This is a genomic window from Streptosporangium sandarakinum, assembly GCF_013409935.1.
Lineage (GTDB): Bacteria > Actinomycetota > Actinomycetes > Streptosporangiales > Streptosporangiaceae > Streptosporangium > Streptosporangium nondiastaticum.
Map to the genome: position 1 here is coordinate 602,268 of NZ_JACCCO010000001.1, position 24,774 is coordinate 627,041.

General features: G+C 72.6%; 19 protein-coding genes. 13 read left to right on the plus strand and 6 right to left on the minus strand.

Annotation, left to right across the window (positions count from 1 at the left end; genetic code table 11):
- The first annotated feature begins 23 nt into the window (after positions 1-23).
- Together HDA43_RS02685 and HDA43_RS02690 are read left to right on the plus strand one after the other, a co-directional pair.
- Positions 24-1,247 (plus strand): FAD-dependent oxidoreductase, encoded by a 1,224-nt coding sequence (locus HDA43_RS02685; protein WP_179818140.1) that lies wholly within the window; start codon positions 24-26, stop codon positions 1,245-1,247.
- Positions 1,248-1,368: 121 nt separating this feature from the next.
- On the plus strand, positions 1,369-2,700 hold the full coding sequence (locus HDA43_RS02690) for a class II 3-deoxy-7-phosphoheptulonate synthase (protein WP_179818141.1): 1,332 nt from the start codon (positions 1,369-1,371) through the stop codon (positions 2,698-2,700).
- A gap of 74 nt (positions 2,701-2,774) precedes the next feature.
- On the opposite strand, the gene trxA is transcribed toward HDA43_RS02690, so the two are convergent.
- The 4 genes from trxA to HDA43_RS02710 form a co-directional block, all read right to left on the minus strand.
- A complete protein-coding gene (gene trxA / locus HDA43_RS02695; RefSeq protein WP_179818142.1) occupies positions 2,775-3,146 on the minus strand; it encodes a thioredoxin in 372 nt (123 codons plus the stop codon).
- 107 nt (positions 3,147-3,253) lie between these two features.
- The gene (locus HDA43_RS02700) at positions 3,254-5,119 is read right to left on the minus strand and encodes an outer membrane protein assembly factor BamB family protein (RefSeq protein WP_179818143.1); all 1,866 of its coding nucleotides are present in this window, start codon (positions 5,117-5,119) and stop codon (positions 3,254-3,256) included.
- A gap of 13 nt (positions 5,120-5,132) precedes the next feature.
- On the minus strand, positions 5,133-6,401 hold the full coding sequence (locus tag HDA43_RS02705) for a hypothetical protein (RefSeq protein WP_179818144.1): 1,269 nt from the start codon (positions 6,399-6,401) through the stop codon (positions 5,133-5,135).
- A gap of 611 nt (positions 6,402-7,012) precedes the next feature.
- A complete protein-coding gene (locus HDA43_RS02710) occupies positions 7,013-9,397 on the minus strand; it encodes an ExeM/NucH family extracellular endonuclease (RefSeq protein WP_179818145.1) in 2,385 nt (794 codons plus the stop codon).
- Between the two features lie 162 nt (positions 9,398-9,559).
- Here HDA43_RS02710 and HDA43_RS02715 point away from each other — a divergent pair, with 162 nt between their 5' ends.
- Positions 9,560-11,020, plus strand: coding sequence for a pentapeptide repeat-containing protein (locus HDA43_RS02715; RefSeq protein WP_179818146.1), 1,461 nt, complete (start codon positions 9,560-9,562; stop codon positions 11,018-11,020).
- A 72-nt stretch (positions 11,021-11,092) separates the two neighbouring features.
- Complete coding sequence (locus HDA43_RS02720) at positions 11,093-11,770, plus strand: permease prefix domain 1-containing protein (protein ID WP_179818147.1); 678 nt, start codon at positions 11,093-11,095, stop codon at positions 11,768-11,770.
- Positions 11,771-11,866: 96 nt separating this feature from the next.
- On the opposite strand, the gene HDA43_RS02725 is transcribed toward HDA43_RS02720, so the two are convergent.
- Positions 11,867-13,393, minus strand: a complete 1,527-nt coding sequence (locus tag HDA43_RS02725) for an FAD-dependent monooxygenase (protein ID WP_179818148.1) — start codon at positions 13,391-13,393, stop codon at positions 11,867-11,869.
- A gap of 459 nt (positions 13,394-13,852) precedes the next feature.
- Here HDA43_RS02725 and HDA43_RS02730 point away from each other — a divergent pair, with 459 nt between their 5' ends.
- The 3 genes from HDA43_RS02730 to HDA43_RS02740 all read left to right on the plus strand — a co-directional run bounded on the left by HDA43_RS02730 (position 13,853) and on the right by HDA43_RS02740 (position 17,292).
- Positions 13,853-15,118, plus strand: coding sequence for an extracellular solute-binding protein (locus tag HDA43_RS02730; RefSeq protein WP_179818149.1), 1,266 nt, complete (start codon positions 13,853-13,855; stop codon positions 15,116-15,118).
- A gap of 317 nt (positions 15,119-15,435) precedes the next feature.
- Positions 15,436-16,341 (plus strand): carbohydrate ABC transporter permease, encoded by a 906-nt coding sequence (locus HDA43_RS02735; RefSeq protein WP_179818150.1) that lies wholly within the window; start codon positions 15,436-15,438, stop codon positions 16,339-16,341.
- A 60-nt stretch (positions 16,342-16,401) separates the two neighbouring features.
- Positions 16,402-17,292, plus strand: a complete 891-nt coding sequence (locus HDA43_RS02740; RefSeq protein ID WP_179818151.1) for a carbohydrate ABC transporter permease — start codon at positions 16,402-16,404, stop codon at positions 17,290-17,292.
- A 153-nt stretch (positions 17,293-17,445) separates the two neighbouring features.
- On the opposite strand, the gene HDA43_RS02745 is transcribed toward HDA43_RS02740, so the two are convergent.
- Positions 17,446-17,775 (minus strand): PadR family transcriptional regulator, encoded by a 330-nt coding sequence (locus HDA43_RS02745; RefSeq protein ID WP_179818152.1) that lies wholly within the window; start codon positions 17,773-17,775, stop codon positions 17,446-17,448.
- A 215-nt stretch (positions 17,776-17,990) separates the two neighbouring features.
- On the opposite strand from HDA43_RS02745, the gene HDA43_RS02750 reads away from it, so the two are divergent.
- From HDA43_RS02750 to HDA43_RS36265, 6 genes are all read left to right on the plus strand, one after another.
- Positions 17,991-19,175, plus strand: coding sequence for a cytochrome ubiquinol oxidase subunit I (locus tag HDA43_RS02750; protein WP_179818153.1), 1,185 nt, complete (start codon positions 17,991-17,993; stop codon positions 19,173-19,175).
- Between the two features lie 15 nt (positions 19,176-19,190).
- Entirely contained in the window at positions 19,191-19,958 is a 768-nt protein-coding gene (locus HDA43_RS02755) for a cytochrome d ubiquinol oxidase subunit II (RefSeq protein ID WP_179818154.1), read from the plus strand.
- A 21-nt stretch (positions 19,959-19,979) separates the two neighbouring features.
- Entirely contained in the window at positions 19,980-21,818 is a 1,839-nt protein-coding gene (locus tag HDA43_RS02760) for an ABC transporter ATP-binding protein/permease (protein ID WP_179818155.1), read from the plus strand.
- Positions 21,815-23,698, plus strand: a complete 1,884-nt coding sequence (cydC, locus tag HDA43_RS02765) for a thiol reductant ABC exporter subunit CydC (protein WP_246423891.1) — start codon at positions 21,815-21,817, stop codon at positions 23,696-23,698. Before HDA43_RS02760 ends, cydC begins: the two co-directional genes overlap by 4 nt.
- Before the next feature lie 122 nt (positions 23,699-23,820).
- Positions 23,821-24,447, plus strand: a complete 627-nt coding sequence (locus HDA43_RS36260; protein ID WP_179818156.1) for a transporter — start codon at positions 23,821-23,823, stop codon at positions 24,445-24,447.
- The gene (locus HDA43_RS36265; RefSeq protein WP_179818157.1) at positions 24,444-24,758 is read left to right on the plus strand and encodes a winged helix-turn-helix domain-containing protein; all 315 of its coding nucleotides are present in this window, start codon (positions 24,444-24,446) and stop codon (positions 24,756-24,758) included. Before HDA43_RS36260 ends, HDA43_RS36265 begins: the two co-directional genes overlap by 4 nt.
- Positions 24,759-24,774 lie beyond the last annotated feature (16 nt).

A 24,774-nucleotide genomic window follows, 5' to 3' on the forward strand; every position in this document is an offset into this window, starting at 1 on the left:
AATAATTCAATGGGTGATGAATTATGACGGAGAACACATGCGTGATCGCCGGGGCCGGCCCGGCGGGAGCGATGCTCGCGCTGCTGCTGGCCCGCGCGGGCGTCAAGGTCACACTGCTGGAGAAACACGGCGACTTCCTGCGGGACTTCCGGGGTGACACCATCCACCCCTCCACCCTGCAGATCCTCGACGAGCTGGGGCTCGCCGAGGAGTTCCACCGGCTGCCGCACCGCAAGGAGCATCGGCTGGTCATGATGACCGACGACGGTCTGGCACCCGTCGCCGACCTGACCCGGCTGCCGGGCAGATACCGCTACATCGCCTTCGTCCCGCAGTGGGACTTCCTCAACCTGGTCACCGAGGCCGCCGGGCGGTACCCGTCCTTCCGGCTGGTGATGAACGCCGAGGTGACCGGCGTGATCCGCGAGGGTGGCGCGGTGCGCGGGATCCGCTACCGCGACGCCGAAGGCGAGCACGAGCTGCGCGCGACGCTCACCGTCGCCGCCGACGGCCGCACCTCCGCCGTGCGCCGGGCCGCCGGGCTCGTGCCGAAGGAGTTCGGCGCGCCGATGGACGTGGTGTGGTTCCGGCTGCCGCGCGAGGCGTCCGACCCCGACCAGACCTTCCTGCGGCTGTCCAGCGGCCGCATCATGGTGGCGATCGACCGCGGCTCCTACTGGCAGCTCGCCTACGTGATCCGCAAGGGCGGCTTCGACGCCCTGCGTGCCGGGGGGATCAAGGCGCTGCGCGAGCAGGTCGCCGGCCTGCTGCCGTTCCTCGGCGACCGCGTCGGGCTGCTGGACGGCTTCGACGACGTGAGCGTGCTGTCGGTCCGGGTGAACCGGCTGTCGCGCTGGCACCGTCCCGGCCTGCTGGCCATCGGCGACGCCGCGCACGCCATGTCACCGATCTTCGGGGTCGGCATCAACCTGGCCGTGCAGGACGCCGTGGCGGCGGCCAACCTGCTGGCCGGACCTCTCGCCGCCGGGGCCGACATCCCCGAGTCACTGCTCGCCCGCGTCCAGCGGCGCCGCATGCCGCCCACGGCGGTCACCCAGCTCGCCCAGCGGGCGGTGCAGGCCGCGCTGATCGGTCCCACCCTCTCCGGCCGGGTCCGGCCGGTGGGGCTGCCGCGTGACGTCTCCCGTCTCCCGGTGGTCGGCGCCCTCGGCCGCCGCTTCATCGGTTTCGGCGTCCTCCCCGAGCACGTGAGGAGCCCGGAGGCGCCCCCTCACCGGCGGAAGTGAGCTGAGAGCCGGCGGGCCGGCACGAGAATCCCCCGCCGGCGTCTCATTTATGGCGAAAGGTGTCTCACTCCTTGAGCAAAGGGGTCCGGCCGGTGACGCCGTTGCAATAGCCTGGTGTGTCGTGAGCATCAACTTCGATTCCTGGCGGCAGCTGCCCGCGGCGCAGCAGCCCGAGTGGCCCGACCGCGACGAACTGGAGAAGGTCGTCGCCGAGCTCAAGGGGCTGCCGCCCCTGGTGTTCGCCGGCGAGTGCGACAAGCTCAAGGCCGAGCTGGCGGCGGTGGCGCGAGGCGAGGCGTTCGTGCTGCAGGGCGGCGACTGCGCCGAGACCTTCTCCGGTGCGACCGCGAACGACGTGCGCAACAAGCTCAAGACGCTGCTGCAGATGGCGATCGTGCTCACCTACGCGGCCAAGGTGCCTGTCGTGAAGATCGGCCGGATGGCCGGCCAGTTCGCCAAGCCGCGGTCCAAGCCGACCGAGGCCCGCGACGGCATCGAGCTGCCCACCTACCGGGGCGACATGGTCAACGGCTTCGACTTCACCCCCGAGGCCCGCGTCCCCGACCCGTGGCGGCTGCTGCGCGCCTACCACTCCTCGGCCGTGACGCTGAACCTCGCCCGCGCCTTCACCCGCGGCGGCTACGCGGACCTGCGGCAGGTGCACGCCTGGAACCAGGACTTCGTGATCGAGTCGCCCGCCGGGAAGCGCTACGAGCAGCTCGCCCGCGGGATCGACCAGGCCCTGGCGTTCATGCGCGCCTGCGGGGCCGACCCGAACGAGTTCCACACCGTGGAGTTCTACTCCTCGCACGAGGCGCTGATCCTCGACTACGACCACGCCCTCACCCGGATCGACTCCCGGACCGGCCTGCCGTACGACGTGTCGGCGCACATGGTCTGGATCGGCGAGCGCACCCGCCAGCTCGACGGCGCGCACGTGGAGTTCTTCTCCCGGATCCGCAACCCGATCGGCGTGAAGCTCGGCCCGACGACCACCCCCGAGGACGCCCTCGCGCTCATCGAGCGGCTGAACCCGGACAACGAGCCGGGCCGCCTGACGTTCATCACCCGGATGGGCGCCGGGAAGATCCGCGACCACCTTCCGAACCTGGTGGAGAAGGTGACGGCGAGCGGCGCCACGGTGGCGTGGGTCTGCGACCCGATGCACGGTAACACCTTCGAGGCGCCCAGCGGCCACAAGACCCGCCGCCTGGACGACGTGCTGAACGAGGTGGCGGGCTTCTTCGAGGTGCACGGCGCGCTGGGCACCCACCCCGGCGGCATCCACATCGAGTTCACCGGCGACGACGTCACCGAGTGCGTGGGCGGCGGGCTGGAGATCGTCGAGGACGACCTGGCACGGCGCTACGAGACGGCGTGCGACCCGCGCCTCAACCGGAGCCAGTCGCTGGACCTGGCCTTCCGGGTGGCGGAGCTGTACCGCTCGGCCTGAGCTCCGCCCCTGGAGGCGGACATGATGAGAGCCCCGCGGCCGTTCACGGCGCGGGGTTCTCGTGGTTCGGGGCCTCAGCCCTCCTGGGCGCCCATCTCCTTGGCCAGCTCGGCCCGGATCGCGTCCATGTCGAGGGCGCGGACCTGGCCGATCAGGTCTTCGAGGGCCGGCTCCGGCAGCGCCCCGGGCTGGGCGAAAACGACGATGCCGTCGCGGATGGCCATGATCGTCGGGATCGAGGTGATCTCGAAGCCCTGGGCCAGCCCCTGCTGCGCCTCGGTGTCGATCTTGCCGAACTTGATGTCGGTGTGCTTCTCCGACGACTTCTCGAAGATCGGACCGAACGTGCGGCACGGCCCGCACCAGGCCGCCCAGAAGTCCAGCAGGACGATCCCGTCGTCGGCGATCTCGTTGAAGTTCTGCTCGGTTACCTCGATGGTCGCCACCGGTGGCTCCTCTTGTCGTTCACGTCTGTACGGCTCGCATAACCACTTACCCCCGTTGGGCATTCCATCCTCACCGCCCCGGCGGCCCCTCCCGCCGCCCGGCGCGCCTATCCGGCGTCGGCGCGCACCGCGGTGACGGCGTACCGGCTGGCGATCTGCTGATAGGGCATGATCACCAGGGTGCCGGCGCGGTAGTGGACGTGGGCCTTTCCGCTCTCCCCACCGGCCTTCTGCGGCAGGTCGGCGAGCGGCGCAGCCTTGCCGGTGACCGTGTCGATCCTGGTCAGCCGGGGAACCGGCTCGTTGCGGCCGCCCTCCTCGATGACCAGCAGGCCGTTGCCTCCCGCGGCCCCGGCGGCCCCGGCGTCTCCGGAGTCGACGAAGGTGATCAAGTTGGCGCCGGTGCCCGAGGACTTCCACAGCTTCCTCCCGGTCCCCAGGTCGAAGGCCATGACGTCGTCGCGGGAGATCCCGCCGCCCTTGGTGTTCACCGGGAAGGTGGCGAGGTAGAGGGTGTTCCCGCGCACCATGGCGCGGATGTCCTCGTGGCCGCCGTTGATGTAGATCGTGTTGTTGAGCGAGAGGAAGTCGGTCTTCTCCCCGGTCTCGAACTCGCGGAGCTTCTTGCCGCTGCCGTCCAGCACGAGGATGGCGGACGATTCGCCGCCGGACCACGCCGCCACCACCGGGTCGGCCGAGAGCAGATGGTCGGGAATCCCCCCGTCGTCCTCGCCGATCCGGTGCTCCCCCCTCAAGGCGCCGGTCCGCGCGTCGAGCACGACGACGCTGTCACCGGCGGCGCCATAGCAGCTCAGGCTGACCACGACCTGCTTGGGCGCGGCGGCGACGTCACGGGTCTCACAGGTCTGCGAGGCGTTCGACGTCCACGCCTTCTTCCCGTCGGCCAGCCGGTAGGCCGACACCTGCTTGGCGGTGCGCACGACCGCCAGGTCGCCGGCGAGCACGAGGCCGGGGGCGTGGAGGCTCTTTTCGCCGGCCCGCGACGCGTTCGCCGGGATCTTGGTGTTCCAGAGCAGCTTGCCGGTCTTGACGTTGATGCCCGCGACGTGGTCGCAGATCTTCGCGGTGCCGTAGGCCAGGGCGCCCTTGCCTCCGACGATGCCGGCGGTCGCCCCGCAGAGCTGCTCCCCCGGGGCGGGCGTGCCCCAGACCCGCTTGCCGGTCTTCAGGTCGTAGGCCAGCACGCCGTCCTTCTGTGCCCGGACGGCCGCAGTGTCGGTCACCCAGGCGCCGAAGGCGATCGAAGCGTCGGTGCCGATCACCTCGGTGCCGGCGGTGGTGAAGGGCACCTGCCACTCCCCCGCGCCCATCTCGTCGCCGGACCCACCGAAGCCGAACCCGCCGGAGACGAACCAGGCGGTGCCGGTGCCGATGCCGAGCAGCACGACGAGGCCCAGCGCCACGAGGAGCACGGTCCTGCCGGTCCGCCGTCCGGCGGGTCGCGGCGCGGGCTGCGCCTGGGGCGGGTACGGCTGTCCCGGCGGCTGCTGCCCGTACGGCGGCGCCCCCGCGCCCTGCCCGTACGCCTGGGCACTGGGGCCCTGCGGCTGGTACTGCTGCCCGTACGGCAGCGCCCCCGCACCCTGCCCGTACGGCGACCCTCCAGCGCCCTGCGGCTGGTACTGCTGCCCGTACGGCGGCGCCCCCGCACCCTGCCCGTACGCCGGGGCACTGGGGCCCTGCGGCTGGTACTGCTGCCCGTACGGCAGCGCCCCCGCACCCTGCCCGTACGGCGACCCTCCAGCGCCCTGCGGCTGGTACTGCTGCCCGTACGCCGGCGCCCCCGCACCCTGCCCGTACGCCGGGGCACTGGGGCCCTGCGGCTGGTACGGCGCCCCCTGCGGATGGGCTCCCCCCTGCGGCGGATACACCTGGTGCGCCTGCCCCGGCGGTCCCTGATGGGGTCGCGGGTACGGCTCCCCCTGGGAGGGGGCGTTGTTCTGGTCGGTCATGCCATCTCCCCGATCAGCCGAGCTGGTTGCGGACGTAGGCCGCCCACTGGCTCTGGAACTGCGCCTCGTCGGTGCCCAGCACCTTCTGCAGCGCCTCGCCGCCCTTGCCGCCCTGGTAGGTCTCCACCACGAAGTCGACGAGCTTCCGCGTGCCGTACTTCTCGTCGATGAACCGCATCGCCAGGTGGCCCATCAGGTAGTGGACGCTGGTCATGCCCTTCATGTCCCAGATGAGGTTGTCCGGAAGCTTGCCCTCGAACGGCTGGGAGAGCTGCCCGGCCAGGTACGCCTGACCCTCCGGGTAGCGGAGGTTGGCGGTGATGGGGGCGCCGCGGTTGGCGACGTACTCGGCGAAGCCCTCGACGACCCAGTTCTCCATCCCGAAGAGGTCGAATTTCGCGCTGTCGAGGCTGCTCAGCGTCGAGTGCGCGAACTCGTGCCGGAAGATCTCCGCCGTGCCGCCGGCCGTCCCGAAGAACGACGAGGTGGTGTCCATCACCACGCGGCTGGCCCCGATCGGCATGTCGCCGCTCCTGCGCCAGGCGGGCATCGGGATGGAGACGCCCGCCTCGGTGGCCTTCTGCTGCCGGTACATGCTGCCGAGCTGGCCGGGTCCCTTGACCAGGGTCACCACATACCCCTTGGGCACCGCCGACCCCCGCACGCCCTGCCCGCCGAGGAACGTCAGGTCGGTCACGGCCGCCCGCTCGGCGATCGGCGCGATCCGCCTGGCCTGGGCGGCCATCGACGGGTGGGCCAGCACGACGGTCCGGGCCGTCTTGACGACCGCGACGTCGGGCCAGATGTCCCAGGGACCCGGGTAGTAGACGGTCTTCGAGTCGCCCATCGGCGCGGGGGCGCCGCCCACCTTGGTGACGACCAGCGGGGCGGTGGCGTTTCGCTTGGTGATGGTCCAGCGGTACCACTCCGAGACGGGCCGCAGGTCGATCCCGTCGAACTGGTGGACGAAGGCGACGTCGAGGTTGAACGTCACCCCCCGGCCGAAACTGTCCTGGGTGCGCCCCTCCTGCTGCAGGGTCTGGTAGGACATCTGGGAGATCGGCAGCTTGCGCAGGTTCTCGAAGAGCCGGGTCTGCTGCCGGACCAGCGCCGTGTTCTTCTGATCGAAGATCCCGGTGTACGCCTTGAGGTCGCCGCTGCCCAGCGCCTCGGTGTGCTCGCGCAGGAGGTTCTCCAGATCCTTCGTGGTCACCGCCACGGAGTTCGGGTCGGCCGCGGCCGTCTCCTCCGTGAGCGGGCCGAGGCGCTTCTCGGAGTTCATCACCATGCCCACCACGACCCCGGCGCCGACGGTCAGCAGCGCGGCGAGGACGGCGAGCGTGACCCAGAGCCCGGTCCTGCGGCGCGGGGGCGTGGGCGGAGGCGGCTGGGGAGACGGCGGCTGCTGGGGCCACTGCGACTGTTGCTGGGGCCACTGGGGCGGCGGCGGGCCAAGCGGCGGCGGTGGCCCCTGGGGCTGCGGCGGGTATGGTTGCCCCCACTGCGGCGGAGAAGCCTGCTGCGGCGCCTGCCCTCCCTGCGGGTATGGCAGATGTCGTTGGTTCCCCGGCCCCGAAGTCACGCGCGCCCCATAAGTACCAAAAGTTATAGAACGCCCAAACCTTATCGCCTATCGGGGACGATCACCTCCGGAGCGGTGTGAGCAGCGGTTCCTTGACCTCGGTGGCGTCGTAGGCCGCCCGGCCGAAAGGACCGAGCAGCACGGGCCCGTCGGCGGGGCCGCCGGGGAGCCGTCGCCGGGGGCCGTGGCCGAGCCTGATCTCGGCGTTGGCGTCGGCGAGGTCACCGGCCGCCCCCTCCCGAAAAGCGACGATCCCGCTCCGCCGGGTCCGGCGGAGCGGGATCGTCCGGGAAAACGCTCGGCGCCCGTCCCTACCCCTTGCCTCCGGGGAGGTGGAGCCCGATGACGACCGGGTCGTGGTCGGAGGAGCGGAACGCGTCCGGCCGGTAGAGGCTCGGCGGGTTGTACTCCGTGTTGTAGTCGAGCATGCGGCTCTCGTCGGAGTTGATGTGCCAGATCGTCGCGCCGGTGACGCGCTTGAGCAGGCTCTTTCCGGCCAGGGCGTGGTCCAGCTCACCGAGCATGCCGTTGTAGAGGTAGCTGTAGCGGTCGGTCTCGGGGATGAACTTCTTGGTCACGCTGGTCAGCTTGCCGGCCTCCAGCGTGTGGATCGGGTCCTCCTCGCCGTAGGCGTTGAGGTCGCCGAGCACCAGCGGGTTGGGCAGGTCGAGGCTGTCGATCAGGGCCAGCGTCGCCTTCGCCTGGCGGATCCGCTCGCCGTTGTAGCAGCCCTGGCCGTCGCCGGTGTCGGCATCGGGCCCGGTGGCGTCCTCGTCGCAGCCCTTGGACTTGAAGTGGTTGACGATGAGCGTGAACGGCTGGCCGCCCTGGACCCGGCGGAACGTCTGGATCAGCGGGGGCCGCCGGTAGACCGGGTCGGTGGAGGAGAGGGCGGGGCCGACGGGCTTGAGCCTGGCCGGCTTGTAGATCGCCGTCACGTGGATCAGGTCGGTGCCGGGGTTGGGGTGGGCGAGCGCCGCGTAGGTGCCCGCGCCGACCTCGGCGTTGAGGGCGTCGACCAGCGCCTGGACGGCGGTCTGGCCGTTGTTCTGGACCTCCATCAGGCCCACCACGTCGGCGTCCATCCCCTTGAGGGCGGCGACCAGCTTGGCGAGCTGGCGCCGCTGCTCCACGGCGGTGGTGGCGCCGCGCGACTTCAGGGTGGTGAACCAGTTGAGGGTGTTGAAGCTGGCCACCTTGACGTTCCCGTCTACCGGGGACGGCTCGGCCTGGCGCGGGTTGGTCCGGGCGAACTCGATCGGCGCGGTCGGCTGGAGGCGGTAGACGCCGAAGCCGTAGCCCAGCACGCCGGTGACGCCGGTGGCGGTGTCACCGAGGCGGACGACCTGCGGGTCGGTGTAGGGGATGACGGCCGGGTTCTCCTTGGTGGAGCCGTCGTCCACGAGCAGGCTGCGGCGGGCGTCGCGGGCGGTGTCCGCGCCCGGCCGGTCGGTCGGCTGGAACACCCGGCCCTCGGCGGAGACGGTGACCTCGCCGTAGCGGCCCAGGTCGTAGTGGTCGGTGAGGGTCAGCTTCTCCGGGAAGGTGACGAGCATGCTCTCAAGCGGCTCGAAGGTCTTCCCCTCGGGCAGCGGCAGGTCCTGCGGGGCCGGCTGCACACTGCCGGTGCCGCAGACGTCCACGGCGGTGACCGGTGACAGTTCGGTCCAGCCGTTGTACTCCACGACCTTGCCGGTGACCAGCACCCGGTCACCGGGCTTGACGTCCTTGAGGGAGGCGCGGGCGTAGGCGTAGAGGCCGTCGGAGGTGGCGGGGTCGTCGTCGGGGGTCGGGTCCTGGAGGAAGAACCCGCCGAGCTGGTCGGCCCCCTGGAAGTCGCCGGTCACGACGCCCTCGACGCGGACGGTCTTGCCGGCCAGCGGGCTGACGTCGCCGCTGCCCTGCACCTCGGCGATCTGGTGGGTGGCCGGGAGGTCACACGGCTCCGCCGTCGGGGTAGCCGTCGGAGTCACGGTCGGGGTCGCCGTGGGAGTCGCCGTGGGAGTCGCCGTCGGGGTGGGGCCGGGGTCGCCGCAGGGCGCCGGGGTGGTCGCCCGGTTGCGCGGCGCGGGGGCGCCGGTGGCCACGTCGGTGGCGTTGGCGTCGGTGTCGGCGCAGCCGTGGTCGCCGCGCAGCCCGGCGAGCGTGGCGGAGAGGGCCGGGGCCGGGGCGGCGCCCTCGAAGTAGTTTGCGGTGCCGTACCCGACGAGGTCGGCGATCAGCGCCGTCTGCTCGGCGGTGCAGGGGACGGAGCCGCCGTTGCAGGCCAGGCCCTCGGCCGAGCGGACCAGGACGACCTTGCCGGAGCCGGCGCTCAGGTTGATCGTGCCGGTGCCGTCGGGGTCGGGCAGCGCGGCGCCGGTGGAGCCGCCGGCGAGCCGGACGAGGTGGTACTGACCGGGTGCCAGCGTGCCGGCCAGCGGGACGGGCGAGTTGGCGCCGAAGGTGCCGGTTCCGGTGGCGCTGCCGTACTGCACGGACCAGCCGTCCAGCGAGACGGCCGCGGAGCCGCGGTTGAACAGCTCGACGAAGTCGTTGGCGTACGGCGCGCCGCTGCCGCCGCCACCGCCGTAGACCTGGCTGATGACGACGGTGCCCGGCGCGGCCAGGGCCGGGGCGGAGGTCAGGACCGCCAGGCCGGACACGGCGAGGCCGCCGGCCGCGAGGGCGGCGGCCACTCTGGTTGAAGGACGCATGACCGGGAGCGTAAAGCCCTATGTATCGCTCCACACTTACTTATAAGTAGATAGAGGGTGAAATTACATAATCCCGATACTTTGTGGAGATTATCCGGCAGGGATCGTGGCGCACTTTGCCGTAGATCTCGCTTTGACCGCCTTCATGGGTATGAGTCGGTCATGAGAAGCCTGGACCTGGGCTGGACCACCTGCACCGCCCTCCCCGGATGCACCGGATCGGCGCGGCAGCCCTACGGACGCTGCCTGGCCCACCTGGACGACGCCGAGCTGACCGAGGTCCTCGGCGGCCTCTCCCCCGGCTCCCCCGTCGACCTCCGGGGCACCCGGGTGGAGCCGCACCTGCTGGAGCGGATCCTGGACGCCACGCGCGGGCGTCCGGGCCGGACCAGGTTCGACCGGGCGGTCCTCACCGGGGACGCGAGGTTCGGCGGCGTCGTCTTCGGCGGGGACGCCACCTTCGACCACGCGCGCTTCCACCATCTCGCCTCGTTCGTGGACGCTCGCTTCACCGGGAACGTCTCCTTCCGCGGGGCCGGGTTCACCAGGGAACTGTCCCTGCACGGCGTCTCCGTCGCCGGGCACGCGGCGTTCGACCGGGTCTCGGCGGGCCGGGACGCGCTGTTCGGCGCCGCCGCGTTCGGCCGCACCGTCTCCTTCGAGGGCGCCGAGCTGCACGGCTTCACCAGCTTCGACGGCGCCCGGTTCGCCGGGGACGCCGTCTTCCGCGGGTGCCGGTTCGGCCGGCCGGTGTCGTTCCGCAGGGCGGAGTTCGGCGGGCTGGCCGGGTTCGAGGGGGCACGGTTCCGGGAGGGCGGCTCTCTGACCCCCGCCTCGGCGGGCCGCGGCCTGTCCCTCGCCGGGGCGTGGGCGGGCGGCGGCCTGGACGTCGCGGCCGCCGGCTGCCGGGTGGACCTGCGGCGCCTGCGGACGGCCGGGCGGCTGGCCGTACGGCTCGACGGCGCCGAGGCCGATCTCACCGGCGCGACGCTGCTCGGCCCGGCCAGGATCGAGGGGCGCGTCCGGTCCGGCGGGAACCCGGGACGCGACGGGGACGGCGGGCGGGGCGCGACCGCGCGGCGGACGGTCGCGGGGTACGGCGCGGCCCGGGTGGCCTCGCCGCGCGGGCCGGACCGGACGAGGCCGCCGCGTACTCCCCTGACCAGCCGGGTGACCTCGCTGCGCGGGCTGGACGCCGAGGCGCTGGAGCTGGTCCGGGTGGACCTCGGCGCCGGTGGCCTCACCGGGGTCCACCGCCCCGAACGGCTCCGGCTGACCGGCTGCGCCCCCGCCGCCGCCCCGCGCGGCGTGCGCCTCGCGACGCGCCGGTGGCCACGCCGTCGCGCCCTGGCCTCCGGTCTGGCCCTCGGGGCGCTGGGGATACGCCGCGTCACCGTCGCGGCGCCCGCCCGCTGGCTGCTCGGGCCGCACTGGGCTCCGGGCGGGAACGGCCCGCGGATGAACCGGATCATGGGATGGCTCGCGCTGGTCACCGCCGTCACGGCCGCGAGCCTGCTGGCGGGCTCGGCGTCGCACGCCGCGCACCGGCCCGTCCCCGCGCCGCCCCAGAAGGACGTTCCGGGACATTCCAGGGTCACCCCTGATGCGCATCCCCGGATCTAGGGCCAGGATGGACCATGTACAGCCCTGCCGTTCCCCGGACGGGAACGCACCGAAGACCACGATGGAGCAAGGATGGCGAACGCCGGAGTCATCGACGACTACGTGACCCGGCTCGGCCGCGCCCTCAAGGGCCCGTCCGGCCCCAAGCGGGACATGGTCACCGAGGCGCGCGACAGCCTGACCGACACCGCCGAGGCGCTGGAGGACGGCGGTCTGGACCGGGCCGAGGCCGAGCGGGTCGCCGTCGAGGAGTTCGGCGAGATCGGCGAGATCGCCCCGGCCTACCAGGAGCAGCTTGCGGTCTCGGCGGGCCGCAGGCTGGCCGCCCTGCTCTTCGTCAGCGTGCCGCTCACCTGCCTCATGTGGAGCATGATCTGGAAGTTCTTCCCCGGTGACCTGGCCGGCTACGCCTCCAGGCCGGGGTGGTTCGGGCCGGTCGCCCGTGCCGTGGACCTCATCCAGGTGGCCGTCGGCGTGGCCGGCGGGCTCGCGCTGTTCGCGCTCGGCCGGGGGCTGCGCAGGATCCGCCGGCCGCGGCTCGTCGTCCGGTCACTCGCCACTCTGGTCTGGGTCATGCTGCCGACGATCGGCGTGCTGTCGCTGGCGCTGACGTACGGCTCGTACAACTCGGCCGGCCTCACCGGCTACGGGACGGCCGCCACGCTGGTGAGCGACGCGCTGGCGCTCGTGCAGCTGTACGGCGCGGTGCGGTGCATGAGCGTCACCCGGCGCCGCCTCACCGCCGCCTGATCACACACCCGGCCACGTCCGCCGGTCACGCCCGCGCGCCCGCACCGCGGCGGATGGCGTCGCCGCCACCCGCCGGACGGCCGCGGGGCGACCGTTTCAGGGCGTGCCGAACCAGCCGGAGAGCGCTTCGCGCAGCGCGGGCGCGGCGGTTTCGGCGGGTTCGTCGACGGCCGCGGCCCAGGCGATGTGGGCGTCCGGGCGGATCAGCAGGACGTCGGCCGGGCGGTCATCGGTCTTGGCGGTGTGGACATCGACGCGCCGCTCCCACTCGCGGGCGGTCTCGCGCAGGTCCGGGCGGCCGGCGAGGTCGAGGAGGACGGGCCGGGCGGGGTGCAGGAGTTCGGCGACGCCGGTGACGCCCCGGTCGGTGTGCAGGGTGAGGTCGGGGGCGAAGGTTCCGGCCAGCGGGTGGAGGCCCGAGCCGGGCATGGGGTAGCGGATGTCGGTTCCGGCGACGAGCGCTCCCATGCGGCGCAGCGGCTGCTCGTCGAGCAGCAGTTCGGAGAACACCTCCCGCAGCGCCTCGGCGGCCGCGTCGTGCCCGCGCCGCAGCGCCACCTGGGCCCGGGTGTGCAGCATGGTGCGGGCACCGGCGAGATGGCGTTCGGCGTGGTAGGTGTCCAGCAGGCCGGGCGGCGCCCAGCCGTGAACGTCGGCGGCCAGCTTCCAGGCCAGGTTGACCGCGTCCAGCAGGCCGGCGTTGAGCGCCACCCCGGTGGCGGGAAACAGGTGCGCCGCGTCACCGGCCACCATGATGCGCCCGGCCCGGTAGCGCTCGGCCTGGCGGGCCTTGAAGGTGAAGCGCGACAGCCGTGTCGATCCGGCCAGGGGCAGGTGCGCGCCGAGCACGCGGTGGACGCTGTCCTGCAGTTCGTTCAGCGTCATCGGAACGTCGTCGTCGTACTCGACGCTCTCGTCCTCGATGGTGTAGAGGGAGACGCTCCGGGCGCCGGGCGAGGAGCCGAGCCCGAAGAGGCCCCGGTCGGTGCGGGTGAACCCCGCGTGGACGGTGCCGAAGCCGGGGACGTCGAGATCGCCGTTGTCCAGTACGGTCACCGTGTCGGGCAGGGTGACCTGGGCCAGCCGGTTGACCTCCGGATAGGTGACGCCGGGGAACGGAATGCCGGCCCGGTCCCGGACCCTGCTGCGCGCGCCGTCGCACCCCACCAGGTGGCGGGCGCTCACCCGGTACGGACCGTCCGGGCCGCGCACGTCCACGGTCACCGCGGCGTCGTCCTGGCTCACCCCGGTCACCTCGTTCCCGCGGCGGATTTCGACGCCGAGTTCGGCGGCGCGTTCGTCGAGCAGCCGCTCCAGCAGCTGCTGCGGCAGCGGCAGCGCGTGCATCGGGGGATCCGCCAGATGGGTGAAGTCCAGGTGCACCCCGCCGAACGGGAACCGGGGCGCCGGGACGGGGCCGGGGCAGGCCACCTGGAACCGTTCCAGCAGGCCCCGGTAGCGCAGCAGCTCCAGGATCTGCCCGCCGAGGCCACCGGCCTTGGGGGTGTCGCGGCGGTGCGGGTGCCGTTCCAGCACCAGCGGCCGCACCCCGGCCAAGCGCAGTTCGATCGCCAGCATGAGGCCGGTCGGCCCGGCCCCCACAACGACCACATCGGCGTCCATCACCGGTCACTCTCCTCGCAGACTTCCGCCGCGTCCCCGCGCGGCCCGATCATCGGCGCCAGAAAACGGGACGGTGCGTCCCGTATGGCTTTTTCAGTGTGCGGGAAGCACCTCTTCGCGTCAAACGAGGCGCCCCGTCCCGGCAAGATGCCGTCATGGCCGGCCGCCATGGGGACCGCCGGATGGGATCTCGGCCGCACTCCTGAGACACGAGCGCTCGTCCGGGCCCGCCGAGTGGCCCGCCCGGTCGCGCTCCGCCTCACGCCGACCCCTCGCCCGGCGAGCCTCTCCGGTATAGACCAGTCGGCGTGGCCGTACCGCCTCGTTGTGAATTCGATACTTGCTGGTATAGACCGGCCCCCCGGTTCCGGTTTACCTTGGCGGAGCCGTACGCGAGGGGCGCCTGCTCGCACCTCCCAGCCGGTACGGACCAGCCCCCCATTTCCAAGGTGGTATGACATGAACAAGAGGATCATCGGCGTGGCCGGCGCCGGCCTGGCGGCCGCGCTGGCCCTGTCCGCCTGCGGCTCGGGCGGCGGCGAGGGCGGCGGCGGCGAGAAGGCGGCCGACGGTTCGGTGACGCTGAAGCTCGTCGCCGCCGACTACGGCGGCGGTCCCAGCTCGCCGGACGGCGGCGACAAGTTCTGGAAGGGCGTCGTCGACGAGTTCCAGGCCGCCAACCCCAAGATCAAGGTCGATGTCCAGGTCATCAACTGGAACGACATCGACAAGCAGGTCGCGACCATGGTGCAGAACGGGCAGGTGCCCGACATCCTGCAGACCGGCGACTACTCCGGCTTCGTCAAGGACGGCCTGCTGTACAAGACCGACGAGGTCCTCTCCCCCCAGACGCAGTCCGACCTGCTGACGAAGTTCGCCGACTACGGCAAGGTGGACGGCACCGCCTACGGCATCCCGTTCGTCTCCTCCGCCCGCGCCCTGTTCTACAACAAGGACCTCTTCGCCAAGGCCGGGATCTCCGACCCGCCCAAGACCTGGGACGAGCTCAAGGCCGACGCCGAGAAGCTGAAGAAGGCCGGGGTGTCCCAGCCGTTCGGCCTGCCGCTCGGCCAGGAGGAGGCGCAGGCCGAGTCGTTCCTGTGGTTCATGGGCAACGGCGGCGGCTACAAGGACGCCTCCGGCAAGTGGACGGTGAACTCCCCGCAGAACATCGAGGCGTTCACCTTCCTCAAGGGCATGGTCGACGCCGGCCTCACCACGCCCAACCCCGGCACCAAGGACCGCAAGAAGGTCTGGGAGGACTTCGCCGCGGGCAAGGTCGGCATGGTCAACGGCGGCCCCATGTCCATCCCGATCTTCGAGAAGGGCGGCCTGACGAACTTCGGTGTGACCCCGATCGCCGGCAAGACCGGCCCGCTGGACACCACCCTCGGCGTCATGGACTGGATCATGGCCTTCAACAAGAACGGCCACAAGGAGGAGATCAAGAAGTTCTTCGACTTCTTCTACTCCTCCTCGGCCGTGCAGAAGATCAGCGACACCTACAAGCTGCTGCCGGTGACCACGTCGGGCATCGAGAAGCTCTCCTCCGACGAGAAGCTCAAGCCGTTCCTCACCGCGCTGCCCAACGCCACCTTCTACCCGTTCACCGACCCCAAGTGGTCCGAGGTGAACACGCAGATGAAGCAGACGGTCGGCAACGCCGTCACCGGTGACCCCGCCCAGGTGCTCGGCGCGATCCAGAAGGTCGCCGACGCCGGCTAGTTGTGCTGTGTTGATGGCGGCGCTGCGCGCCGCGGCTCGGGGCGCCAGGAGCCGGCTCCTTCCCTCCTCACTCTGGTCGCCACGCTCCCGGCACTCGTCAGTCCAGTCGCCGACGCGCCCCTCGCGAGGTTGATGGCGGCGCTGCGCGCCGCGGCTCGGGGCGCCAGGAGCCGGCTCCTTCCCTCCTCACTCTGGTCGCCACGCTCCCGGCACTCGTCAGTCCAGTCGCCGACGCGCCCCTCGCGAGCTCGTCTTTCGCGAGGGGCGTGAGCGCCATCGACACGGCGAGCCCGCACCCCTGTTAGAAAGCGAAAGCTATGCAGCAGACATCCACCCTGAAACGGGTGATCCGCGCGCTCAGCCCGCTGCCCTGGATCGGCCCGGCGGTGGTGCTGATCGGCGTGGTGGTCGTGTGGCCGGTCGTCACGATGATCCAGTCGTCGTTCCTGAAGATCAGCCGGTTCGGCGTGACCCAGGGCTCCAACGGGCTGGACAACTACACCAAGCTGTTCGACGAACCCGACTTCGGCGGGGTGATGTTCCGGAGCCTGGTGTGGGTGGTGGCGGTGGTCACCCTCACCGTCCTCATCTCGCTCGCCCTGGCCCAGTTGTTCAACCAGCGCTTCCCCGGCCGCCGGATCGCCCGCTGGGCGATGATCGCGCCCTGGGCCGCGTCGGTGCTGATGACCGCGATCATCTTCAAGTGGATGCTCGACCCCGAGGTCGGCCTGATCAACATGATCCTGCACGACCTCGGCCTGCTCGACGCGCTGGGCGGCGTGGACGCCGACCCGCTCGGCCGGGCCTCGACGGCGATGCCGTGGCTGGTGGCCGTGGCGGTGTTCGTGTCGTTGCCGTTCACCACCTACGCGCTCCTGGCCGGGCTGGCCACGATCCCGGTCGACGTCTATGAGGCGGCGCGGATGGACGGCGCGTCGCGGCCGCGGATCTACTGGTCGATCACGCTGCCGCTGCTGCGGCCGGCGCTGACCGTGGCGACGCTCATCAACGTGATGAACGTCTTCAACAGCTTCCCGATCATCTGGGCGATGACCCACGGCCAGCCGGGTTACTCGACGGCCACGTCCACGATCTTCATGTACATCCTCAAGGGAACCGACATCGGCGAGTCGGCCGCCATGTCCGTGGTGAACTTCGGCATGGTGATCGTCCTGGTGGCGATCTTCCTCAGGGTCAGCAAGTGGAAGACCGAGGTGTCCTGACATGTCCGCCATCGAGGCCGCACGTCCGGCGGCGAGGGCTCCGCGTTCCAGGGAGATTCGATGACCACCACCGAAGCCGCGCGCCCGGCGGCGGGCGCGACCGCCGGCCGTACCGCGTCCCGGGCCCCCGCGCGACGGCTCCCGAGGATCAGGACGGTGCTCGTCGCGGCGACGGCGTACCTGATCGCGTTCATCTTCCTCTTCCCCTACCTGGAGATGGTGCTCACCGCGCTGCGCCCGCAGGGGGAGCTGCTCAAGGCGTCCTACCTGCCGAGCGTCTTCGCCTGGGAGAACTTCACCGCCTTCTGGTCCGGCGGACTGGCGGGCAACCTGCTGGTCACGCTGCAGGTCGCCGCGGGCTCGACGGTCCTGGTGCTGCTGGTGGCGCTGCCCGCGGCCTACTACACCGCCCGGCACGCCTTCCGGGGCCGCATGGCGTTCCTGATGCTGGTGCTGATCACCCAGATGTTCCAGCCGACCGCGATGCTGGTCGGCATCTACCGGGAGTTCTTCCAGTTCGGCATGGTCGACTCGATCTGGTCGCTGATCCTGGTCAACGGGGGCTTCAACCTCGCCTTCGCGGTGTGGATCCTCCACGCCTACTTCTCCTCGATCCCGCGCGAGCTGGAGGAGGCGGCGTTCATCGACGGCAACGGCCGGTTCGGCGCGCTGTTCCGGATCACGCTGCCGCTCGCGGCGCCCGGGGTGGTCACCGCGCTGATCTTCACGTTCATCGCCGCGTGGAACGAGTTCGTGGTCGCCCTGACGCTGACCACCACGCCGGAGCGGCAGCCGCTGACCGTGGCGCTCAACTCGTTCATCGGCCAGTACGAGGTGGACTGGCAGAACCTGTTCGCCGGATCGGTGATCGCGACGATCCCGGTCATCATCCTGTTCGCGCTGATCGAACGGAAGGTGGTGGGCGGCCTCACGGCCGGGTCCATCAAGTGACGCCCCGACGCCGGAACACCGCGCGGCCCGCGCCCCCTCGGGAAGGGGGGTGCGGGCCGCGTCGCGTTCCGGCCGGCGGCACGCCCGCGCGCACCGCGGAACCGTACGGCCCGCCGTTCCACGGGACCGTCACGCCGTACGGCGGGTCGCGGGTCAGCGGGTGCCGCGGGGTTCCAGGACGCTGCCGATCGCGCCGGTGAACGCGCGCCAGGCGGAGCGCTCCCCGGCCAGGGCGGTGCGGCCGGAGGAGGTCAGCCGGTAGGTGCGCCGTTTGCGCCCGCCCACGACGGCCCATTCGCTGGCGAGGTATCCGGCCTGCTCCAGGCGGCGCAGCGCCGGGTAGACGGTGCCGGTCGGCACGTTCAGCGCGCCCCCGCTGCGCTCCTGGAGCGCCTCGATGATCGCGTAACCGTGCAGGGGCTCGTCCTCCAGCACCGACAGCAGCAGAGCGTCCATGTGTCCGCGGAGGGCGTCGGTGTTCACATGGCCTCCCCGGTCTTCTCCCCGGCGGGACGCGCGGGACAGACGGAAGGCGTGGGACGCGAGGGAGGCACGGCCCTCGCGCCGTCGCTCTTGTCGGCTCGCTCGCTCACTCTCGTCACCCTACCTCTCGAATAGGCATCCTACATGTAGGCGTGCTACATGTAGAGTGTCTATAGGTAGACAGACACAACAAGAGATGTGACGGAGGTGAGATCGTGGACGTGCTCGACCTGGCCCGGACCCAGTTCGCCGTGACGGGAAGCCTGCACTTCCTGTTCGTCGTGCTGACCCTCGGCCTGGCCCCCCTGGTCGCGATCATGCACACGCGGTACGCACTGACCGGCAGGCCGCTCCACGAGCGCCGGACCCGGTTCTGGGGCCAGATCTACGTGATCAACTACGCCCTGGGGATCTTCACGGGGCTGGTGATGGAGTTCCAGTTCGGCCTGAGCTGGAGCGGCCTGTCGCACTACGCGGGCGACGTCTTCGGCGCGCCGCTGGCCATCGAGACGCTCGGCGCGTTCTTCCTGGAGTCCACGTTCCTGGGCCTGTGGATCTTCGGCTGGCACCGGCTGCCGAAGTGGCTCCACGTGGCCTGCATCTGGCTGGTGACGCTGACCGCCTACGCCTCCGCACTGTGGATCATGGCGGCCAACTCGTTCCTGCAGAACCCGGTCGGCGCCGTGGAGCGGGGCGGCCGGCTGGTGCTGACCGACTTCGGGGCGCTGCTGACCAACCCGGCGCTGGCCATGTCCCTGCCCCACGTCATCGGCGCGGCCCTGTGGGCCGGCGGTTTCGTGATGATGGGCGCCAGCGCCTACCACCTGTTCCGGCGCACCGCCGACCGGGAGTTCTTCACCGGCTCGCTCCGGTTCGGCGTGATCGTCGCGTCCGTCGGCTCGCTCGTCACGGTCGGCTTCGGCTACGCCCAGTTCGGCATGCTCGGCCAGTACCAGCCGGGCAAGTTCAGCGCCGAGCCGCTGGCCGGGATGGGACTCGGCCTGATGATCCTCATCGGCCAGACGCTCCAGCTCCTGCTCGCCTTCGTGCTGCTGCCCGCCGTGTACTGGCTGCCGCGCTGGCGGTGGGCGCAGCCCCTGCTGATGGCGATGACCCCGCTGCCGTTCCTCGCCGCGATCTTCGGCTGGCTGGCCCGCGAGGTCGGCCGCCAGCCGTGGCTGATCAACAAGAGGCTGACCGTCGCCGACGCCATGTCCCCCGGCCTCACCCCCGGCATGGTCACGGCCTCGCTCATCGGGTTCGCCGGCGTGCTGGGCCTGCTGGCCGTCGTCGACTACCTCCTGATCGCCCGCGCCGTACGGCGCGGCCCCTCCTCCGTCGCCCTCGGCGCCCCCGGCCCGGCCGATCCGGCCGAGCGCGCGCCCGCGCTGAGCCTCTGACCCCCGGGAAGGCACATGGACATCCTCTGGCTGGGCGTGCTCGCCCTGCTGCTGATCGGCTACTTCGCCCTGGAAGGCTTCGACATCGGCCTCGGCCTGCTGCTGCCCGTGCTGGGCCGTACCTCCCGGGACCGCGACCGGATCGTCGCCGCCATGGCGCCGTTCGTGCTGGCCAATGAGGTGTGGCTGGTGGCGGTGGCGGGCGTGCTGTTCGGCGCCTTCCCCGCGGCCGAGGGCGAGGCCCTGTTCGGCCTCTACCCGCTGGTGGTCACCCTGCTCCTGTCGTGGATCGTGCGCGACGCCGGCCTGTGGTTCCGCCGCCGCCTCGACGGCTCCGCCTGGCGGGCGGCCTGGGACTGGGCGATCTTCGCCGGTTCGGCGGGCCTGGCGCTGAGCTGGGGCATGGCGCTGGCGGCGATCGCCGGCGGCCTGTCCGGGCCCGCGGTCGGGCTGCCCGGCCTCGGCGCCGGGCTGCTGGTGGCCGCGGCGTTCGCCTTCCACGGCTGGACGTTCGCCTCCTGGCGGCTGCCGGACGGCCCGACCGGCTCGCGCCGTACCGGAAGGGCGCTGCTGGTGTCGGCGTGCGTGGCCGCCGCGCCGGCCGCGGCGGTGGCCGCGGCGACCGCCCCGTGGCTGCTGGAGCGCGCCGCGCCGGCCGGGACGCTGGGTGTGCTCAGTGTCATAATCCTGCCGTTCACACCCCTGATGGTCGGTGCGCAAGTATGGGTGTGGCGCGCCTTCGGTCCCCGGAGCGCCGCCGACCGGATGCCGTCGTTCTTCTAGCGTCGCTCTTCTAAGGTTTCCATGCACAAGGATCTCCTACGGCTGGCGCGCGGCGAGCGGGCCGTCCGCGGGCACCTGGCCCTCTGCCTGGCCGCGGCGGTCCTCGCCGGGCTGCTCGTCCTCGCCCAGGCGGAACTGCTCGCCGGGGTGCTGTCCGGGCGGTTCGCCACCTCCGCGCTGGGGCTGCTGGCGCTGGTCGTCGCGGCCCGCGCGGCGCTCGGCCTGTTGCAGGGCGTGGCCGCCGGGCGCACCGTCGCGGGGGTGAAGACCGCGCTGCGCCACCGGCTGCTGGGCAGGCTGCGCGACATGGGCCCGGCCCGGCTGGCCGCCCACCGCTCCGGCGAGCTGGTCACGCTCACCGGCCGCGGCCTGGACGCCCTCGACCCCTACCTGTCGGGATACCTCCCCGCGGTCGCGGTGGCCGGCGTGGTGCCGGTCGCCGTACTGGTCCGGCTGTTCGCCGCCGACCTGACCAGCGCGCTGATCGTGCTGGTCACGGTGCCGCTCATCCCGATCTTCGGCGCGCTGGTCGGCATGCACACCAAGGCCGTCACCGAGCGGCAGTGGCGGGCCCTCGCCCGGCTCGGCGGCCACTTCCTGGACGTGGTCCGGGGCCTGCCCACGCTGCGGGCCTTCGGCCGGGCCCGCTACCAGGCCGAGGTGATCGCGAGGGTGGCCGACGCCCACCGCGCCGCGACGATGCGCACCCTGCGGGTGGCGTTCCTGTCGTCGCTGGTGCTGGAGCTGGCGGCGTCGCTGTCGCTGGCGCTGGTCGCCGTGCCGGTGGGCCTGCGGCTGCTGTCGGGGTCGCTGGACCTCTCGGCCGCGCTGCTGGTGCTGCTGCTGGCGCCGGAGGCTTATCTTCCGCTGCGCGTCATGGGCAACAAGTTCCACGCGGCCATGGAGGGGGTCGCCGCGGCCGACGAGGCGTTCGCCGTACTGGACGAGCGGGCCGATCCCCCGGCGGAGGGGCGGGCGGAGCAGCGCCCGGCGGCCGGCGCGGGCTCCGGGGACGGCGCGGCCATCGGTACGGTGACCGGCGCGGGCGCGATGGACCGTGCGAGAGCGGGGAACGGCGTGTACGGCGGCGCGGCGCCGGAGATCCGGCTGGAGAACGTCACCGTGCGCTACCCGGGCCGCGAGGACGCGGCGTTGGAGGACGTCTCGCTGGTGATCGCGCCCGGCGAGCGGGTCGCGCTGGTCGGTGAGAGCGGTGCGGGCAAGAGCACGCTGCTGCACCTGCTGCTCGGGTTCGTCGAGCCCGTCTCGGGCCGGGTCCTCGTGGACGGCGTCGAACTCCACGGGCTCCGCGAGCCCCGGGCCGGTGAGCCTGCGGAGCTCGCGGAAGACGGGAGCCGCGCGGAACCGGCGGGGCTTCCAGGGCTCATGGGGCTCGACGCCTGGCGGGCCCGGCTGGCGTTCGTGCCGCAGCGGCCGCACCTGTTCGCCGCGTCCGTGGCCGACAACATCCGGCTCGGCGCCCCCGGCGCGACGGACGCCGAGGTCCGGGCCGCGGCCCGCGCCGCGCACGCCGACGAGTTCGTCTCCGCGCTGCCCGAGGGCTACGGCACGGTGCTGGGCGAGCGCGGGGCGAACCTGTCGGCCGGGCAGCGCCAGCGGGTCGCGCTCGCCCGGGCGTTCTGCCGCCCGTCGGCCGGCCTGCTGCTGCTCGACGAGCCGACGGCCCGGCTCGACGGCCGCAGCGAGGCCGCCGTGGTGGCCGCGACCCGGGAGCTGGCCGAGGGCCGCACCGCGGTGATCGTGGCCCACCGGCCCGCGATGATCGACGTCGCCGACCGGGTGATCAGGATCGCCGACGGGCGCGTGGTGGCCGCCGCCCCGGCCGGGGAGGCGCGATGAGCCGGCGGGACGAGGAGCGGGAGGACGCGGCGGTGGACCGGGACGACACGGACCGGGGAGGCACGGGCCGGGGAGGCACGGGCCGGGGAGGCACGGGCCGGGGAGGCACGGTCGCCACGGCGCGGACCGGAGGGACCGCGTCTCTGGAGGACACCGCGACGGTGCGGGCCGGCGGGGGGACCGCCGTCCGGGCGAAGGCGCCGGTACGGCCCGGCAGGCGGCTGGCCCTGGCCGCGGCGGCCGGCGCGGCGGCGGAGCTCGCCGGGCTCGGGCTGATCGGCTCGGCGGCGTGGCTGATCACCCGGGCGGCCGAGCAGCCGCCGCTGGCCGCGTTGAGCGTGGCGATCGTGGGGGTGCGGGCGTTCGCGACCACCCGGGGCGTCCTGCGCTACGGCGAGCGTCTGGCCGGGCACGACGTGGCGCTGCGCGCCCAGGCCACGACCCGGGAGCGGCTCTACGAGGCGCTCATCCCCGCCGGGCTGCCCGGACGGCGCGGCGCGGACCTGCTCAGCCGGATGGTGGACGACACCGACGCCGCCCAGGACCTGCTGGTGCGCGTCCTGCTCCCGGCGGCGGCGGCGCTGGTGACCACGCTCGCCGCCGTGGTGCTCGCCGCGTTCCTGCTCCCGGCGGCGGCCCTGGCGCTGCTGGCCGGGCTGGCGGTGGCCGGGGCGCTGATCCCGGCCGGCACCGCCGCCGCGGCGCGCCGCTGGGCGGAGCGGATCGCCCCGGCCCGCGCCGACCTGGCCGCCCGGGTCGCCGACCTGGTGCACGGCTCGGCCGACCTCGCGGCCTACGGCGCCGGGGACCGGGCGCTCTCGGCCTGCGCCGAGGCGGACGCCCGTCTGGCCCGGCTGGAGCGCCGCCAGGCGCGGGGGAACGCGCTGGCCACCGGTGCGGGCGTGCTCACCCAGGGCCTCACCGTGCTGGCCGTCGTGCTGGTCGCCCGGGGCGCCGGGACGGGCCCGGTCGCCACGGCGGTGCTCGCGCTGACCGCGCTGGTGGCGTTCGAGCCGGTGCTGCCGATGGCCGCGGCCGGGGAGCGGCTGACCGGGGTGCTGGCCGCCCTGCGCCGTCTGCGGGAGATCCGCGCGACCCCGCCGGCCGTCGCCGAGCCGGCCCGGCCCCGCCCCGTCCCGGCGGGCCCGCCGGCCGTCGAGGTCTCCGGCCTGGTGGTCCGGCACGGCGACGGCCGCGCCCCCGCGCTCGACGGCGTCAGCCTGACCCTCACCCCCGGCAGGCGCGTCGCCCTGGTCGGCCCCAGCGGGGCCGGCAAGAGCACGCTGCTCTCGGCCCTGATGCGCCTGGTGGAGCCGGAGTCCGGCGTGGTCCGGCTGAACGGGACCGACATCCGCGAGCTGGCCTCCGACGACGTCCGCGCGGTGATGACGGGCCTCACCCAGGACCCGTACGTGTTCCGGGCGTCGCTGCGCGACAACCTGCTGCTGGCCGGCCCCGAGGCCGGCCCGGACGAGCTGGCGGAGGCGGTACGGCGGGCCCGCCTGGACCGGTGGGTGGAGCGGACCGGCTGGGACACCGTCCTCGGCGAGGACGCCCGGACGGTGTCCGGCGGGCAGCTCCAGCGACTGGCGCTGGCGCGGGCCCTGCTGCACGACCCGCCGGTGCTGCTGCTGGACGAGCCCGCCGAGGCGCTGGACACCGAGACGGCCGAGGCGCTCATGGCCGACCTGCTGGACGCCACGCGGGGCCGTACGACGCTGCTGGTCACGCACCGCCTGCACGGGCTGGAGCAGGTCGACGAGATCGTCGTCCTGGAGAACGGCCGGGTGACGCAGCGCGGCACCCACGACGAGCTGGTGGGCGTCCCCGGCTACTACGGCGACCTGTGGCGGTCGGAGGAGATGGTCTCCCGCCGCTGAGGCACCCGGCCGGATCTTCCCGGCGAATCCGGCCACGGGAGTTGAGTTTGCGACGCAATCCGGTTTACAGTTCAAACCACAAGGTTTGCGTCACAAACTTGTTTATCCCTTGAAGGGGCACCGTGGACGACGACGAGCGGGCGCTGAGCCCGCAGGAGATGCTCCGGCTCATCGAGCAGCAGGAGACGGCCGCCGCCGAGCGGTTCGTCCCCGACCCGGTGCCGCACTTCCTGGCCTGGGGAGTGGCCTGGCTGGCCGGATACGGCGCGCTGTTCCTGCACTACGGCCTGTTCGGCAGGCCGTACGCGCCGGTGCCGGCCTGGGCGGCCCTGACGGTGCTGTGGGTGCTGATGGTGGCCGCGCTGGTGATCAGCGCGGCCACCATGTGGCAGCTGCGCAGCCCGGTGCGCGGGCCGTCCCAGGAACGCGGCACGATGTACGGCCTGTCCTGGGCCCTGGGCTTCCTCGGGGTGTGGACGGTGGGCATCCGGTTCGGCCAGCAGCTTCCCGAGGCCGAGACCGGCCTGCTGTGGGCCGGCCTGTCCATGATGACGGTCGCCATGCTCTACGTGGCGGGCGGCGCCGTCTGGCACGAGCGGACGATGTTCCTCTTCGGGGTCGGCATGGCCGTGCTCAACGCGGCCGGCGTGATGGCCGGCCCCGGCTGGCACGCGCTGCTGATGGCTGCGGGCGGCGGGGGTGGATCGATCGTGGCCGGCCTGCTGCTGCGCAGGGCGAGGCGCCGGTGACCTCCGGCCTCGACCCGGTGATCCACGCGCCGGCCCGGCTGCGGGTGGTCGCCACGCTCAACGCCCTGCGCGAGGGCGACACCGTCACCTTCCCCGGCCTGCGCGACCTCCTCGGCATGACGGCCGGCAACCTCTCGGTGCACCTCGGCAAGCTGGAGGACGCCGGATACGTGGAGATCACCAAGACCCACCGGGGCCGCACCCCCGTCACCTACGTCGCCCTCACCCGGCGGGGCCGCCTGGCCTTCGAGGACTACACCGCCGAGATCCGCTCGCTTCTCGACGCCGCGTCGCCCCCCGCCGACGGCTGACGCACCTCCCCGACTC